The organism is Streptomyces sp. NPDC028331, assembly GCF_055565775.1.
Genome location: NZ_JBVHTR010000016.1, coordinates 91,158 through 107,138 on the forward strand (window position 1 = coordinate 91,158; position 15,981 = coordinate 107,138).

The 15,981-nt window shown below is 71.6% G+C and carries 14 protein-coding genes and 1 tRNA gene; 9 read left to right on the forward strand and 6 right to left on the reverse strand.

Features of this window, described 5'->3' with window-relative positions; translation table 11 throughout:
- Positions 1 to 90 precede the first annotated feature (90 nt).
- Positions 91 to 1,032, forward strand: a complete 942-nt coding sequence (gene rlmB / locus ACZ4SW_RS23490; protein WP_468248340.1) for a 23S rRNA (guanosine(2251)-2'-O)-methyltransferase RlmB — start codon at positions 91 to 93, stop codon at positions 1,030 to 1,032.
- Positions 1,033 to 1,170: 138 nt separating this feature from the next.
- Complete coding sequence (locus tag ACZ4SW_RS23495; protein ID WP_468248344.1) at positions 1,171 to 2,856, forward strand: DoxX family protein; 1,686 nt, start codon at positions 1,171 to 1,173, stop codon at positions 2,854 to 2,856.
- 730 nt (positions 2,857 to 3,586) lie between these two features.
- On the opposite strand, the gene ACZ4SW_RS23500 is transcribed toward ACZ4SW_RS23495, so the two are convergent.
- The 3 genes from ACZ4SW_RS23500 to ACZ4SW_RS23510 all read right to left on the reverse strand — a co-directional run bounded on the left by ACZ4SW_RS23500 (position 3,587) and on the right by ACZ4SW_RS23510 (position 6,149).
- The gene (locus ACZ4SW_RS23500) at positions 3,587 to 4,318 is read right to left on the reverse strand and encodes a nucleotidyltransferase family protein (RefSeq protein WP_468248350.1); all 732 of its coding nucleotides are present in this window, start codon (positions 4,316 to 4,318) and stop codon (positions 3,587 to 3,589) included.
- A 43-nt stretch (positions 4,319 to 4,361) separates the two neighbouring features.
- Entirely contained in the window at positions 4,362 to 4,805 is a 444-nt protein-coding gene (locus ACZ4SW_RS23505; protein WP_468248356.1) for a hypothetical protein, read from the reverse strand.
- A gap of 207 nt (positions 4,806 to 5,012) precedes the next feature.
- A complete protein-coding gene (locus ACZ4SW_RS23510; RefSeq protein WP_468248363.1) occupies positions 5,013 to 6,149 on the reverse strand; it encodes an ABC transporter ATP-binding protein in 1,137 nt (378 codons plus the stop codon).
- A gap of 229 nt (positions 6,150 to 6,378) precedes the next feature.
- Between ACZ4SW_RS23510 and ACZ4SW_RS23515 the strand changes: the two genes are divergently transcribed.
- Positions 6,379 to 6,452 (forward strand) — tRNA-Thr (locus tag ACZ4SW_RS23515).
- A 305-nt stretch (positions 6,453 to 6,757) separates the two neighbouring features.
- Here ACZ4SW_RS23515 and ACZ4SW_RS23520 read toward each other — a convergent pair.
- The 3 genes from ACZ4SW_RS23520 to ACZ4SW_RS23530 all read right to left on the reverse strand — a co-directional run bounded on the left by ACZ4SW_RS23520 (position 6,758) and on the right by ACZ4SW_RS23530 (position 10,733).
- Positions 6,758 to 7,459 (reverse strand): class F sortase, encoded by a 702-nt coding sequence (locus tag ACZ4SW_RS23520; protein ID WP_468248368.1) that lies wholly within the window; start codon positions 7,457 to 7,459, stop codon positions 6,758 to 6,760.
- A gap of 114 nt (positions 7,460 to 7,573) precedes the next feature.
- Positions 7,574 to 8,539, reverse strand: a complete 966-nt coding sequence (locus ACZ4SW_RS23525; RefSeq protein WP_468248374.1) for a hypothetical protein — start codon at positions 8,537 to 8,539, stop codon at positions 7,574 to 7,576.
- Between the two features lie 538 nt (positions 8,540 to 9,077).
- Positions 9,078 to 10,733, reverse strand: a complete 1,656-nt coding sequence (locus ACZ4SW_RS23530) for an FAD-dependent oxidoreductase (RefSeq protein WP_468248380.1) — start codon at positions 10,731 to 10,733, stop codon at positions 9,078 to 9,080.
- A 213-nt stretch (positions 10,734 to 10,946) separates the two neighbouring features.
- Here ACZ4SW_RS23530 and ACZ4SW_RS23535 point away from each other — a divergent pair, with 213 nt between their 5' ends.
- The 6 genes from ACZ4SW_RS23535 to ACZ4SW_RS23560 all read left to right on the forward strand — a co-directional run bounded on the left by ACZ4SW_RS23535 (position 10,947) and on the right by ACZ4SW_RS23560 (position 15,978).
- On the forward strand, positions 10,947 to 12,104 hold the full coding sequence (locus ACZ4SW_RS23535) for a SchA/CurD-like domain-containing protein (RefSeq protein WP_468248385.1): 1,158 nt from the start codon (positions 10,947 to 10,949) through the stop codon (positions 12,102 to 12,104).
- 63 nt (positions 12,105 to 12,167) lie between these two features.
- Complete coding sequence (locus tag ACZ4SW_RS23540) at positions 12,168 to 12,629, forward strand: cupin domain-containing protein (RefSeq protein ID WP_468248392.1); 462 nt, start codon at positions 12,168 to 12,170, stop codon at positions 12,627 to 12,629.
- Positions 12,626 to 13,894 (forward strand): beta-ketoacyl-[acyl-carrier-protein] synthase family protein, encoded by a 1,269-nt coding sequence (locus tag ACZ4SW_RS23545; RefSeq protein ID WP_468248399.1) that lies wholly within the window; start codon positions 12,626 to 12,628, stop codon positions 13,892 to 13,894. The genes ACZ4SW_RS23540 and ACZ4SW_RS23545 overlap by 4 nt, the downstream gene beginning before the upstream one ends.
- Positions 13,891 to 15,135, forward strand: coding sequence for a ketosynthase chain-length factor (locus tag ACZ4SW_RS23550; protein WP_468248406.1), 1,245 nt, complete (start codon positions 13,891 to 13,893; stop codon positions 15,133 to 15,135). The genes ACZ4SW_RS23545 and ACZ4SW_RS23550 overlap by 4 nt, the downstream gene beginning before the upstream one ends.
- Before the next feature lie 83 nt (positions 15,136 to 15,218).
- The gene (locus ACZ4SW_RS23555) at positions 15,219 to 15,476 is read left to right on the forward strand and encodes an acyl carrier protein (RefSeq protein ID WP_468248413.1); all 258 of its coding nucleotides are present in this window, start codon (positions 15,219 to 15,221) and stop codon (positions 15,474 to 15,476) included.
- Position 15,477: 1 nt separating this feature from the next.
- Positions 15,478 to 15,978, forward strand: a complete 501-nt coding sequence (locus ACZ4SW_RS23560) for an SRPBCC family protein (protein WP_468248420.1) — start codon at positions 15,478 to 15,480, stop codon at positions 15,976 to 15,978.
- The last annotated feature ends 3 nt before the right edge of the window (positions 15,979 to 15,981 follow it).

The following is a 15,981-nucleotide window of genomic DNA, read 5'->3' on the forward strand; positions in this document are numbered from 1 at the left end:
GACGCGACAGACGTAGACGCGACACGCGTCGACGTGACAGGCGTCGACGTGACAGACGTACATACGCACGATTCGACAGACAGGTAGGTCATGGCCGCGAACAACCGCCGCATGTCCGGCAAGAAGGGCGCGCAGGTCGGCAGCGGAGGCAAGCGGCGCCGGGGCCTGGAGGGCAAGGGCCCGACTCCGCCCGCCGAGATGCGCAAGGGACACGCCAAGCAGCGCGCCGCACAGGCGAAGGCGCGCCGCGCGCCGGGGCGCCCCCAGCGTCGTCCGGGCGGCGGCAAGTCCGCGTCCGAGCTGGTCGTCGGGCGCAACCCGGTCGTCGAGGCGCTGCGCGAGGGCGTGCCCGCGTCCACGCTCTACGTCCAGCAGTTCATCGACAACGACGAGCGCGTGCGCGAGGCGCTGCAGCTCGCGGCCGAGCGCGGCGGCATCAACCTCATGGAGGCGCCGCGCCCCGAGCTGGACCGGATGACGAACGGGCTCAACCACCAGGGCCTCGTCCTCCAGGTCCCGCCGTACGAGTACGCGCACCCCGAGGACCTCACCGACGCCGCCCACGACGAGGGCGAGGACCCGCTGATCGTCGCGCTCGACGGGGTCACCGACCCGCGGAACCTGGGCGCCGTGGTCCGTTCCGTCTCCGCCTTCGGCGGGCACGGGGTCGTCGTGCCCGAGCGGCGCGCGGCCGGGATGACCGCCGGCGCGTGGAAGACGTCCGCCGGCACGGCCGCCCGTACGCCGGTCGCGCGCGCCACCAACCTGACGCGTGCCCTGGAGGCGTACAAGAAGGCCGGGATCACGGTCGTCGGGCTCGCCGCCGACGGAGACGTCGACCTCGGTGCGCTCGACGCGCTGGAAGGGCCGGTCGTCATCGTCGTCGGCAGCGAGGGCAAGGGCCTGTCGCGGCTGGTCGGCGAGACCTGCGACCTCCGGGTGCGGATCCCGATGCCGGGCGGCGCGGAGTCGCTCAACGCCGGTGTGGCGGCGGGCATCGTGCTGTACGAGGCGGCCCGCCGACGCGCGTGACGCCTCCGGCGGCGACTCTGGACGGATGTTCGGATTCTCCCCCGTACGGGGGAATTCGGTCGCACAGGGCGAGCTTGACGGGGTCCGGACAGATCCGCGGAGTCAAAGCAGTGTCCTAACCACACGTCACTCGGTTAGATGAGTGTGGAGACCAGAACACGCCGCACACCCACGGGGGACCGGTCGTCGGGGTTCGACGACGCTCCCGCGCTGAGCATGGTGAAGGTGCCGAGCGACCCGGCGCAGGTCATCGTCAATCATGCGAGTTTCCGCGTGCAGTTGGGTGCGTCGGCGCGCCGCGCCCAGCCCCTGCGGGGCGCCCGGCAGGTCGGCGGCGCGCAAGACCTCGCGCGCATGCCCGTCGTCGGCACGGCGGAGGGGGCCGGCCGCCGTAGGCCCGTCGTCTGGAGCGGGAAGTCGGCGCCCGACGACACCGGCGCGCACCGGCTGCTGCAGGCCGTGCGGACGTCCAGCGTGCCGCACGGCGAGGAGCCCGGCGGCGACGTGGGCGCCACCCAAGTCATCCCGCGCGTGGGGCGGGACGGCCTGACGGGGGCCGACGGCTACGACGGCCACCTGGCCGCGCAGACGCTTCAGACGCCGGTCGTCGGCGCCCAGCGCGGCCCGCTGGGCGGGGAGCGGCTGCTGCCGCCGATGCCGAGCGTGGAGAGCGCGTACGACGACGTCGCGTACGAGGGCCACGCCTACGGCGAACCGCCCTACGCCGACGGCGAGTTCACGGAGGCGCCGCGCACCGAGGAGCTGGGGCACGGGCCGCGGAGCAGGCGGCGCGACGGCGACCACGTACGGCACGCCTACTACCCCGGGCGCCGGATGAACCTGGGCGTGGTCCTGCTGCCGTTGCGGATCTTCCTCGGCTCCGTCTCCGCCTACGCCGGCATGGGCAAGCTCTGCGACCCCGTCTACTTCGACGGCGGCAAGAGGGGCTCCATGGTCACCTGGCTCAACAGCCTGCACCCCTGGCAAGTCGCCGAGCCGCTGCGGCAGTTCGCGCTCCAGCACCCCGTCGGTACGGGCCTGGCCGTCGCCTTCGTCCAGGTGATCGTCGGTGTGCTCACCGTCCTCGGGCTGTGGCAGCGGGTGGCGGCCGCCGCCGGTGCGCTGCTGTCGGCGGCGCTGGTCGTGACCGTGAGCTGGCGGACCACCCCCGGGTACGACGCGCCGGACATCATCTACCTCGCCGCCTGGTCACCGCTCGTCATCGCGGGGGCGCCGGTGTACTCCGTGGACGGCCGCCTGGCGGGGAGCGCGTGGCGCCGGCTCGGGCCGCGGGCGGACATCTGGGAGCTGCGGCAGTACGTACTGCGCCGGGGCGCGCTGCTGACGGGACTGGTGACCGGGGTGACGCTGCTGGTGGGCTCACTGCTCGGCGGTGCGGTGCGGGACGCGGACCGGGTGGTCGTGCCCGGGCCCGGAGAGGCGCCGCGCAACGAGCTGCCGGGTTCGCCGCTGCCCGAGACGCCGGGGGCGCGGCAGCACAAGGCCAGCCCCTCGGCCTCGCAGACGCCGGGGACGAACCAGGGCACGACGTCGTCGCCGTCGAGCACGGCCAGGACGCCGACCACGGCGGGCGCGACCGGCTCGGTCACGGGCGGCCAGCCGAGCCAGACCCAGGGCAGCGTGGGCCACGCCCCACCCCGCCACTCGTCCCCCGCGCAGCGCACCCCCGGCACCAGCGCGGGTCCCTCCTCGTCGGGCGGCACGGGCTCGGCGGGCCCGACGGGCGGCTCCACGGGCGGCACCGGAGGCGGCGGCGGCAGCTCCGGGGGCTCGGACCACCTGGTGGGCGGGCTGCTGGGATAGCCCGACGGTCACCCATGCAGGGGGCCCGCACCTGGTGTGCGGGCCCCCTGCATGTCGTGCCGGCGCCCTCCGGGCCGTCCGCGACCACTCGGCCGCCGATGCCTGCGGCGACTGGACATGGCGCCGATGGCTGCGGCGGCGCGATATGGCGCCGATGCCTGCCAGCCGCGCGACACTGCACTGATGCCTGCGGCGGCGCGACACGGCCGCGTCCGCTCCGGAACCGCCGTGCACGCCGCTCCGCGGCCCACCCCACCGTCTGCGCCGCTCGCCACCGCAGCGAGCCTTCCGGCGGGCGGGCCCCGCACAGGGCGGCGGATCCACGTAACGGGTGCGCCTCACAGAGGACGAGGACGCGGACCGTTCGGGGTTCGCGCCTGACGGAGGGCAGTGGATCCCGGACGGGTGGGGTGCCAACGCGGGGCAGTGGATCCCGGACGGGTGGGGTGCCAACGCGGGGCAGTGGATCCCGGACGGGTGGGGTGCCAACGCGGGCAGCGGATCGCGGCGGGTGTGGTCTCGACACAGGGCAGCGGATCCCGGGCGGGGTGCTCTCAGGACGGGGCAGCGGATCCCGGACGGGGTGCTCTCAGCACGGGGCAGCGGACCCGGCGGCGTTCACCCCGCGCGGGACAGCGGACCCGGCGGGCGCACCCCACCGCAGGGGGCGCCCGCCGGGAACAGGCTGACGGCGGCGACGCCGGGGGCAGGCAAGGCTGCCGACGTGGCGTCAGTTGGACTGGGCTGCCAGTTCCTTTGCCGCTTCCGTGAGGTCCTTCGCCGTGTCGATCGCCCGCCAGTACGCACCCTGCGGGATCGGGAAGCCCGCCAGGCGGCGCTCGCGGGCCAGGCGGGGGAACGTCGTACGCTCGTGGTCGCCCCGTTCCGGGAGCATCTTCGCGAACTCGGCGGAGAAGACGTAGACCCCCGCGTTGATCTCGAACGTCGACGGCGGGGACTCGATGAAGTCCGTGACGTGGCCGAAGCCGTCCGTCTGCACCGCGCCCCACGGGATGCGCGGCCGTGCCAGCGCCAGCGTGGCGGCCGCGTCGCGCTCGGTGTGGAAGTCCGCCATGTCGCGCAGCGAGAACCGGGTCCAGATGTCGCCGTTCGTCGCGTACCACGGCTTGTCGGGGTGCGGCAGGTGCTCCGCGGCGTAGCGCAGGCCGCCGCCGCGGCCGAGCGGCTCCGACTCCACCACCGTCGTGACGCGCAGCGGGAGGTCGGCGGAGTCCAGCCAGTTCTGCAGGACCTCGGCGAGGTGGCCGCAGGAGACCACGACGTCCGTGACGCCCTCCTCGGCGAGCCAGGCGAGCTGGTGTCCGATGATGGGCGTCCCGGTGCCCGGGATCTCCACCATCGGCTTGGGCCGGTCATCGGTGTACGGACGCAGCCGGGAGCCCTGGCCTCCGGCCAGGACGACGGCTTGGACGGGACGCGAGGCGGCGTTCGGATCGGTCATGACCGCACTGTACGTCGCCCTCGCGCCCCGTCCGTCCCGGCCGTCAGTCGCGCCCGCCCGCGACGCCCGAGGCGAAGGACGTGTCGCAGACCGGCCGGGCGTAGGCCTGGGCGCGCGAGGGCCCGTACACACGGACCGCGGCGCGGCCCAGCGCCCGGGCGATGGACACGCAGTGCTTCGCCAGCGACGGGCGGCCGTTGACGGCCTCCTGGAGGTGGGTGAGGGCGACGCCCGGGTTCTTCTCCTGCAGCTCCAGCAGGAGTTTGTCGCGCAGCACGTCCTGCGGGGCCCGGGAGGACGCGCGCGTGGAGACGTCTTCGGAGGAGGCGGCGAGCACCGAGTTGGGACCGCCCGACCAGTTGACGCGGGTCACCGCGAGCGTCCCGGACAGCACCAGGACGACGGGCAGAACGAGGGCGAGGGTGCGGCCGATCCGGTGGGCGGGGCCCCGGCCGCGCCGTTCCTGTGGAGTAGTGGTGTGCTTCACGCGAGTGAGGGTAGCGCCCGGTAGTGATTTGGCGACATTTAGTCACCGGTTCGAGTGACGGCGAAGCGCTGATTTCTGGGTAACGGGTTGACGCAGGCCGATCGAAATGCCCCGTATGTCGGGGTATTTGCCGACAGCGAAAAGGGCCCCGCGGGAGGCCGCGGGGCCCTTTTCGTCAACCAGGGTGAATCACCGCAGGTCGCTGCCTCAGTCGGACAGGCGCTCGCCGGTCGAGGTCGAGAACACGTGGGTCTCGCCCGGACGCGGCACCACGTGCAGCACCGAGCCCTTCTCCGGGACGGAGCGGCTGCTGACGCGCACCACGAGGTCCTTCTTCTCGCCGCCGACCTCGACGGTGCCGTAGACGTAGCCGTCGGCGCCGGTCTCCTCGACCACGTTCACCGAGACCGCCAGGCCCGCCGGGGCGTCCTCGGTGTCCTTGGACAGGGCGGCGGCGGCACCGCCGTTGTGCTCGACGACGTCGAAGTGCTCGGGGCGGACACCGACGGTGACCGTGCGGTCACCCTTGTCGGCGGCGGCCTTGAGGGCCTCGCGGTTCACCGGGACCACGCTGTTGCCGAACTTCACACCGCCGTCGGTGATCGGCACCTCGATGAGGTTCATGGCGGGGGAGCCGATGAACCCGGCGACGAACAGGTTCGCCGGCTTGTCGTACATGTTGCGCGGGCTGTCGACCTGCTGGAGCAGGCCGTCCTTGAGCACGGCCACCCGGTCGCCCATCGTCATGGCCTCGACCTGGTCGTGGGTGACGTAGACGGTGGTGATGCCGAGGCGGCGCTGGAGCGACGCGATCTGCGTACGGGTCGACACGCGGAGCTTGGCGTCCAGGTTGGACAGCGGCTCGTCCATGAGGAAGACCTGCGGCTCACGGACGATGGCGCGGCCCATCGCGACACGCTGGCGCTGACCACCGGAGAGGGCCTTCGGCTTGCGGTCCAGGTACTGGGTGAGGTCGAGGATCTTCGCGGCCTCCTCGACCTTCTGGCGGATCTCCGCCTTCGGGACGCCGGCGATCTTCAGCGCGAAGCCCATGTTGTCCGCCACCGTCATGTGCGGGTAGAGGGCGTAGTTCTGGAACACCATGGCGATGTCCCGGTCCTTGGGCGGCAGGTGCGTGACGTCGCGGTCACCGATGCGGATGGCGCCGGCGTTGACGTCCTCGAGCCCCGCCAGCATGCGGAGCGAGGTCGACTTGCCGCAGCCGGACGGGCCGACCAGGACGAGGAACTCCCCGTCCTCGATCGCGATGTCGAGACCGTCGACGGCGGGCTTCTCGGAACCCGGGTAGATCCGGGTCGCCTTGTCGAACGTGACAGTGGCCATGGTGAATGGGCCCCCTTCTACCGGCAGGAACGTGCCGGACGATCCGAGTAGGAAGGTGGTTGCCACTACGACGGGGTTCCGTCGTGGTGTAGTCCACAAGAGTGAACTGGCTCGAGACGGTACCTGGCGTTCACCGGTCTGTCAGTACCTCGGTGGCTGTGAACTTCGCGGAAATTTTCGACGGACCTCCCCCCGGACGTGGGTACACTGCACAGGCACGCAGGTGCACGCCTCCTTAGCTCAGCTGGTCAGAGCGCCGCTCTTGTAAAGCGAAGGTCGTCGGTTCGAATCCGACAGGGGGCTCTCCCGCTGAACAGCACGAACGCCCCGGCCGATGATCGGTCCGGGGCGTTCGACATCCACGGGTGACATCGACCCGGGCGGTCACTCACGATCGACACGGCGCCTGAGCAGGCGATCCTGTGATCGATGGCCTCGCGCTGTGTGTCCGGGCTCGTCCTCTTGGAAGACGCGATCAACGGGCGGCCCGGGTCCGGGTCCCACTCGACCGGCTACTGACCGCAGTTGCCGTGGCTTGCCACGCCCATGGAGACTTCGCCGCCCGTGGTGTTCGTATCACCGGCGCAGCACACCAGCCCCTGCATGGCTCAGCTCGCGGAGGTTCGTACCAGGTCGGCGTACAGGATGATGTTGTCCGGGCGGTGGCCTGCGCGCAGGTCGCCGCCGCAGGTGATGACGCGCAGTTCCGGGCGGGAGGTGTCGCCGTACACCCGCTGGGTGGGGAAGTGTCTCTTGTCCACCTGCTGCAGGGTCCGTACGGCGAAGACGGCGGTGGAGCCGTCGGCGCGGTCGACGGTGATGGTGTCGCCGGGACGCACGCGCGTGACGTTGCGCAGGACGGCGGGCCCCTTGACGGTGTCGAAGTGGCCGATGAGTACGGCCGGGCCCGTCTGACCGGGGGTGACGCCCTCCCGGTACCAGCCGATGCGGTCGGCCTGGGCGACGGACGGCACCTGGACGGTTCCGTCGGCGGCGAGGCCGAGTTGGAGGACGGGGGAGGTGTCGACGCCGGCGGCCGGGATACGGACCCGCACGGGCGCGGATGCGGGCAGCGGAGCCGGTGAGGACGTGGGCGAGGGAGCGGACGCAGGCGACGGCGGTGGAGCGGAGGCGGTGATGTTCGCCGCGGGGCCGTGTGCGGCGGGTGCCGGGGTGTCGGCGTGTACGGCGATGACCGTCATCCAGCCGCCGACGGCCAGTGCTGCCGCCGCCGTGGCCGCGATCCAGCGCAGGCGGCTGCGGGAGGGCGGGGACGGGGGCGGCGCTTCCTGGGCTGGGGGCGCGTTCATCGGGGTTCCTCGGGGCTTCCTGGGCTGTGCTGGGGGAGTCGCCTGGGGGAGAAGACGTGAAGGCGGGCCGCCGGTGACGACCGGTGGCCCGCCAGGTGCGGTGGTGACGCAGGATCAGACACCCGCGCGGCGGCGGCGCACCACGTAACCGAGGCCGGCCACACCGCCCGCGGCCAGGACCGCTCCGCCCGCCAGCAGCGCGGTGTTCTGCGAGCTGCCGGTGCCCTCGGCGCCCGCGGCGACGGCGCCGGTGGGGACGACCTTGGTCTGGGTGGCCTTGGTGGTCTGGGGGGTGCCCTTACCGGCGCCGGTGCCGGTGCCGGTGTTCACGCAGCCCTTGGGCAGCTTCGGGAAGGGCGTCGTGCGCCAGGGGGAGTCGCCGCCCTGGTTGTTGTCCAGGAAGAGCGGGGCGGTGCTGTAGGCCTTCTCGATCTTCAGGCCGTTGACGGTGTCCTCCGGGCGGTTGCGGTCCACGGTGGACACCGCCTTGCCCTTGCCGTCCCTCAGCACGGCCTTGGGTCCCGCCGAGAGGCTGTTGGTCAGGTCGACCGTCCAGCCGCCGAAGCGGGAGGGAATGGTCTGCATCACGGTGCACTTGCCGATGACGGTGACGCTACCGGTGCCGGTACCGGCACCCGACCCGGACCCCGTACCCGTGCCGGAACCGCTGCCCGTGCCCGTCCCCACGCAGTCCTTCGGCAGGGCCGGGAACGGCGTCTGGCGCCACGGCGCCGGGTCGCCCTGGGAGCGGTCGAGGAGGAGCGGGGAGGTGGTGTCCGCGTTCTTGATCTTGAGACCGTTGGCGAGGTCCTCGGGGTGGGCGCGGTCCACGGTGGACACCGTCTTGCCCTTGTCGTCCTTCAGTACGGCCTTGGGGCCCGCCGAGAGGCTGTTGGTCAGGTCGACTGTCCAGCCGCCGAAGGCGGAGGGGATGGTCTGCGTCGCGGTGCAGTGCGTGTCGGTGCCGGACTGGCCGTCGGCGGCGAAGGCGACGGCCGGCGTGAGCAGGGCGCCGGCGAGAGCGGCGGTGGCGACGGCGGCACGGAGGGTGAGGCGGTGGCGCGCGAGCACGGCAGGCATGGTGATCCCCCCAGGGATGACAAGAGTGGTGAAGCGAGAAGATCGCCCGGCGGTTCCGTCCGGCCCCCCGGTATCGGCCCTTGCGGCGTGCGATGCACTTAGTGTGAATGATCACATAACCTTGATCGATACGGGAACCGTCACCGCTGTGTAACAGCGCGACGGCTCACCTCTCCGGCCGTCGACCGGCGCGTCCGGTTGATCGATGACAGCAGGAGGCTTGCCCGCTGCCGGAGCTGTTTCGCCGACATCCACCGCTGGCATCAACGAGCACGGACGGCGGCGGCAACCAGCAGGCGCGTGCGGCACCGGTGCATGAGGCGGGCCTCAGCCCGGCCGGGTGGAGAACGAACTTGTAAAGCGAAGGTCGTCCGTTCGAATCCGACAGGGGGCTCCACAGCGGCGAAGGCCACCCGCGTCGTGCGGGTGGCCTTCGTCGTGGTCCGGTGTCGTGCGGGACGGGCGTCCGTCACCTTGTCGCGGGGCGGGACGGGCGTCCGTCCCCTTGTCGCTGGACGGGCGACCGTCCGCTCGTCGTTCAGCCTCTGTCCAGCACCTCCGCCAGTACTTCCCGCAGTGTTCCGAGCGGGTCCGGTACGGCTCCAGGTGATCGCCATGCCACGAATCCGTCCGGTCGTACCAGTACCGCCCCGTCCGGCGTCGTGCCGTGGGCGCGGGCCCAGTCGGGTGCGTCGCCTGCGCCGTCCGTGTCGTAGGTGAGGTCGGCGTCCGGGCCTTCGCCGATGCGGTAGGTCTCCAGGCGTACGCGCTCCGTCACGGCGAGGCGGTGGGCCGCGTCGTGCCATCCCGCCGTGGAGCGTGCGTCGCTGAGCAGGACCAGGGCGCGTTCGTAGAGGTCGAGGGTGGACAGGCGGGCGCTGGAGCGGCGCAGCCACAGGTGCGGGGCGCGGCTGCCGGGCTCCCCGGTCAGCCGCATCGTTTCGGGGACGACCGCTTGGGCGGGGTCGGCGCCGAGGAGGGCGCCTTCGGGGTAGCGGTAGCCGAGGACGACGTTGAGCATGTCCCTCTTGGGGCCCTGGCCGACCGTTCCGGGCGCGGGGGAGAAGCCCGGGTGGCTGTGCTCCACGGAGCGGGCGGAGGCGCGGGCGCTGGTCGCGATGGCGACCGGGCGCCGTTCGGTGTCGTAGCTCCGCAGGAGGCTGGGTCCGGCCCAGCCGCCGAGGACGGCGGCCAGTTTCCAGGCGAGGTTGTGGGCGTCCTGGATGCCGGTGTTGGAGCCGAAGGCGCCGGTGGGGGACATTTCGTGGGCGGAGTCCCCGGCGAGGAAGACCCGGCCGGCCGCGTACCGGTCGGCGACGCGTTCGGCGGCGTGCCAGGACGCCTGTCCGGTGACCTCCACGTCGAGGTCGGGGAATCCGACGGCGCGTCGGATGTGGCGCCGGAGGCGATCCTCGGTGAACTCCTCGAGGGTTTCACCGCGCTCGGGGTGCCAGGGTGCGTGGAAGACCCAGCGTTCTTCGTTGTCGACGGGCAGCAGGGCGCCGTCGGCGTCGGGATCGGTGAGGTAGCAGCAGATGAAGCGCCGGTCGCCGACGATGTCGGCGAGCAGTTTGGAGCGGAAGGTGACGCTGACGTTGGCGAAGAGGGCGCCGGTTCCGGTCTGTCCGATGCCGAGCCGGTGTCTGACGGGGCTGCGCGGGCCGTCCGCCGCGACGAGGTAGTCCGCGCGGACGGTGTAGCGCTCGGCGGTGGCGCGGTCGCGGACGACGGCGGTCACTCCTTCGGGGTCCTGTTCGAAGGATTCCATCTCGTGGAAGTACCTGAGGTCGCCGCCGAGTTCACGGGCGTTGCGCAGCAGGACGGGCTCGAGGTCGTTCTGGCTGCACAGGCACCAGGTGGTGGGGCTGAACCTGGCGAGTCCGCCGCCCGGGTCGATGTTCCGGAACAGCCATTCGCCGGCCTCGCCGACGAGTGTCGGGGTCTGCAGGATGCCGTGGTTGTCGGCGAGGAGCGAGGCCGCCGTCTTGATGTCCGGCTCGATGCCGGCCACCCGGAAGAGTTCCATCGTCCGTACGTTGTTGCCGCGTCCGCGCGGGTGGATCGAGGTTCCCGCGTGGCGCTCGACGAGGGTGTGTCGTACGCCGTGACGGCCCAGGAACAGGGACATGGACAGGCCCACCAGGGAGCCGCCGACGATGAGGACCGGAACCCGGTGGTCGGCTTCTTGGTGCATCGGTGCCTCCAGGGGCAGGGGTGCGGTTGTGAGGCGCGCTGCAGTTTCCATGCCCTCTGGGAGCGGCTCCGCGTGCGTCCGCGTGGCCAATCACCCGCGTGGTTCATACGAGTCGCGCGTTCTCTGCGGCCGGAACACGATCGAGGAACGCTGACGTCGCGTCACCTGTGGCCGTCGTCGGCTTCTGCCCCCGCCGAAGGAGAAGAGCGCAGCATGACCACTACGTCTGAACGTGTTTCAGATCCGCTCACGTCGCAGGTGCCGAAACGGGTCTCCCAGTCCGTGTTCGACGGCTCCCCGCTGCGGGTTCTGTTGCTGGTGGACGTGTACGACGGAGCCCAGCAGCAGTTCCTGGAAGCGTACGAACAGATGTGCAGCGAGATGGCGTCCGTCCCCGGGCATCTCAACGACCAGCTCTGCCAGTCGATCGAGAACCCCTCCCAGTGGCTGATCACCAGCGAGTGGGAGAGCGCCCCGCCCTTCCTCGAGTGGGTGAACAGCGAGGAGCACATGCGGATGGTGCGGCCGCTGCACGGGTGTGTCCGGGACACCAGGTCGCTGCGTTTCCACATCCTGCGGGAGACGGGCGTGGGGCTGCCGGCCGCAGGGTCCGTGCCGCGCCGGTTCCGGGTGTCCCCCCGGATCGGCAACGGGGTGGTCCGTCATGCGCTGACCTTCACGGTGAAGCCGGGCAGTGAGGCGGCCGTCGCCGAGATCCTCGCCAACTACGACCCGCCCGAGGCCCGGGTCAACGACACGACGCGCCTGCTCCGGACCACGCTGTTCATGCACGGCAACCGGGTGGTGCGGACCGTGGAGGTGGAGGGCGATCTGGGGGCGGCCCTGCGGCATGTGGCCCGGCAGCCGCAGGTGCGGGCTGTCGAGGAGGCCATCAACCCGTATCTGGAGCGGGAGCGGGACCTCAACGATCCGGAGTCGGCCCGGGTCTTCTTCACACTGGCGGCGGTGCCGGCGGTGCACCACGTGACGTCGGATCAGGAGTGTCCGGAGGCCAAGCGGCACGCGTTGTTCTACCCGGCCCGTCAGGGCTGTGGCATGCGGCTGGCCCGGCTGCTGGCCGAGCAGGACGAGGTGCAGGCGGACGACCCGCACTCTCCGGTCTGCGGCAGCACCATCTTCCAGCGTGAGGACATCGTGGTGCGGCTGATCGACGTCCGGGGCGGTCTGGACGCGGACCCCGTTCTCTCCCTGGGCCTTCCCGACTCCGGGCTGGCGGCCGAGCTGACGACCCTTCTCGACGGCCGTGCCGTGGGAACGGACGGTTCGGCACTGAAGAGCGGCGACCTCGCGCCCTTCCTCACGCTCGCCCGGATGGACCTCATCACCGACCGCCGGTCGGCGGATGCCTGACCGTCCCCGTGGTCCGGGGGGCCGTGACCCCAGTCGACGCAGCACATCATCGGAGGAAACGACGTGAACAAACCCTGCCCCAGAACTGTCGATCTCAGCGAGATCAAGCCCAACACCCGGCGCGGTGGCGATCTGCGCGCCATGCTCACCCCGGCCACGGTCGGCTCCACCAGCGGTTTCATGGGTGTGGCCATCGTGCAGCCCGGTGACCGCGTCGCCGAGCACTACCACCCGTACTCGGAGGAGTTCGTGTACGTGGTCTGCGGGGAGCTCGAGGTGGACCTGGACGGCGAGCCCCATCCCCTGCGGCCCGAGCAGGGGCTCATGATCCCCGCTTACATGCGGCACCGTTTCCGCAACGTCGGGGACGTGGAGGCCCGCGTCGTCTTCCATCTGGGTCCCCTGGCCCCGCGTCCGGAGCTCGGCCATGTGGACACCGAGGAGACCGACGCCGTGGCGGTTGCGGCGGAGGGAGCCGGGGCGGGCGGTGCCCGGCCGGCCGGCCGAGGTCAGGTCCGTTCATGACCCGGCGCGTGGCGGTCACCGGCATAGGCGTTGTGGCACCGGGCGGCATCGGCGTACCGGCGTTCTGGGATTTGCTCGCCAACGGCCGTACCGCGACGCGGGGCATCACCTTCTTCGACCCGACCGGCCTTCGGTCGCGGATCGCCGCCGAGTGCGATTTCGACCCGTTGGCCCATGGGCTGGATCCGGAGCAGATCGAACGTGCCGACCGGTACATCCAGTTCGCCCTGGTCGCGGGCGCGGAAGCGGTACGGGACTCCGGTCTCGACCTCGCTCGGGAGAACCCCTGGCGGGTCGGGGTCTCCCTGGGGACCGCGGTCGGCGCCACCACCCGTCTGGAACACGACTACGTCCTGGTCAGTCATCGCGGGCAGCGCTGGGACGTGGACCACCGTGAGGCGGGTCCGCACCTGCACCGGGCGTTCGCGCCGAGCACGCTGGCCTCGATGGTGGCGGAACGTTTTGGCGTGCACGGGCCGGTGCAGACCGTCTCCACGGGCTGCACCTCGGGGCTCGACGCGGTCGGGTACGCGTTCCACACCGTGGAGGAGGGCCGGGCCGACATCTGCGTGGCGGGGGCCGCGGACTCGCCGATCTCACCGATCACCATGGCCTGCTTCGACGCGATCAAGGCCACGTCCCCGAACAACGACGACCCCGCACACGCCTCCCGCCCCTTCGACGCCGACCGCGACGGTTTCGTCATGGGCGAGGGCGGCGCAGTGCTGGTCCTGGAGGAGCTGGAGCACGCCCGGGCCCGCGGCGCGCGCGTGTACTGCGAGGTCAGCGGCTACGCCACCTTCGGCAACGCCTACCACATGACCGGACTGACCAGCGAGGGCCTGGAGATGGCCCGGGCCATCGAGGTGGCGCTCGACCACGCCCGCCTCGACGGCTCGGCGATCGACTACGTCAACGCGCACGGTTCGGGCACCCGGCAGAACGACCGCCACGAGACCGCGGCCGTGAAGCGGGCCCTGGGCCATCACGCCTACGACACGCCGATGAGTTCCATCAAGTCCATGGTGGGCCACTCCCTCGGGGCGATCGGCGCGATCGAGACCGTGGCCTGTGTGCTGGCCCTGGACCGGCAGGTCGTACCGCCGACCGCGAACTACGAGACCCCCGACCCCGAGTGCGACCTGGACTACGTGCCACGTGTCGCCCGCGAACGGAGGCTGAACAGCGTGCTCTCCGTGGGCAGCGGGTTCGGCGGTTTCCAGTCCGCGGTGATCCTGACCCGGCAAAGGGAGAGGACACGATGAGCGCACCTCACGTCAGGCGCGCCGGCGTCACCGGAATCGGCGTCGTCGCGCCCAACGGAACGAGTATCGACACCTTCTGGAAGTCCACCAAGGAGGGCATCAGCGTTCTGGACCGCATCACCCGCGAGGGGTGCGGGCACATGCCGCTGAAGGTGGCCGGCGAGGTACGTGCCTTCGACCCGTCGGCGGTGGTCGAGGAGCGGTACCTCGTCCAGACCGACCGGTACACGCACTTCGCGATGGCCGCGGCCGACCTCGCCCTGGCGGACGCCCGGATCGGGAGCGCCGAGGAGCGCGGCTCGCCGTTCTCCCTGGGTGTGGTCACCGCGGCCGGGTCCGGCGGCGGCGAGTTCGGTCAGCGGGAGACACAGAAGCTGTGGAGCATGGGAAGCCGCTTCGTCGGCCCCTACCAGTCCATCGCCTGGTTCTACGCGGCCAGTACCGGCCAGATCTCCATCCGCCGCGGTTTCAAGGGGCCGTGCTCCGTGGTCGCCGCCGACGAGGCCGGCGGGCTCGACGCCCTGGCGCACGCCGCGCGGGCCGTGGGGCGCGGCACCGATGTGATGGTGGCCGGTTCCACCGAGGCTCCGCTGGCCCCCTACTCGATGGTCTGCCAGCTCGGCTACGAGGAGCTGAGCTACGTCGAGGACCCGGCGCGCGCCTACCGGCCGTTCACCGAGGGAGCCTGTGGGTTCGTGCCCGCCGAGGGCGGCGCGATGCTCGTCGTGGAGGAGCAGAGCGCGGCCCGTGAGCGGGGGGTGCCCGTGCGGGCCACCCTGGCGGGGCACGGGGCCACGTTCACCGGTGCCTCCCGCTGGGAGCTGTCCCGGGAGGGACTCGCCCAGGCGATCCGCGGTGCCCTGGACGAGGCGGGGTGCGCCCCCGAGGAGATCGACGTCGTCTTCGCCGACGCCCTCGGCGTGCCGGAGGCGGACCGGGCCGAGGCGCTGGCGATCGCCGACGCCCTGGGGGCCCACGGCAGGCGCGTGCCCGTCACGGCGCCCAAGACGGGCATAGGCCGCAGCTACTGCGCGGCGCCCGTCCTGGACGTCGCGGCGGCGGTGCTCGCCATGGAGCACGGCCTGATCCCGCCCACCCCCAACGTCGCCGACATCTGCCATGACCTCGACCTGGTGACCGTCCGCGCCCGCGCCGCGGAGCTGCGTACGGCGCTGGTTCTCAGCCGGGGACTCATGGGGTCGAACGCGGCGCTCGTGCTGCGGCACGGCGCGGCCCACTGAGCCGCTGTCTGTGCCGCGCAGGCGAACGACCGGCAAGCGACGCCTCGTAGCGAGGCACCCCTGGAGCAAAGGAGAGCAACCACATGAGTGACCGCATCACCCTGGAAGAACTGTCCGAACTGATGAAGAAGGCCGCCGGAGTCACCGTCGCCCCGCAGGAGCTGCAGCAGCGGTGCGACTCCGGCTTCGACGCCCTCGGCGTCGACTCGCTCGGCCTGCTCGGCATCGTGGGCGAACTGGAGAACCGGCACGGTACCCCGATGCCTCCCGACGCGGAGCGCTGCAAGACCCCCCGGCAGTTCCTCGATCTCGTCAACAGCACCCTCATGGCAGGAGCCTGACATGGCCGGACACACCGAGAACGCCATCACCATCGCCGCTCCGGTGGACCTGGTCTGGGACATGACCAACGACCTGGAGAACTGGCCGAACCTGTTCAGCGAGTACGCCTCCGTGGACGTGCTGTCCCGCGAGGGGAACAGGACCACGTTCCGGCTGACCATGCACCCCGACGAGAACGGCACGGTGTGGAGCTGGGTCTCGGAGCGGGAGACGGACCGCGACACGCTCAGCGTCAAGGCCCGCCGCGTCGAGCCGGGTCCCTTCGCGTACATGAACATCCGCTGGCATTACGAGGAGGTCCCCGAAGGCACCCGCATGGTGTGGACGCAGGACTTCGCGATGAAGCCGGAGGCGCCGGTCGACGACGCCTGGATGACCGACAACATCAACCGCAACTCGAAGGTCCAGATGGCCCTGATCCGGGACCGCATCGAGAAGGAAGGCAGCCGCCGGGCGCCGGTCCGCACCGGCCCGGGCGGACTGAACCGAACGGAGGACTGACCG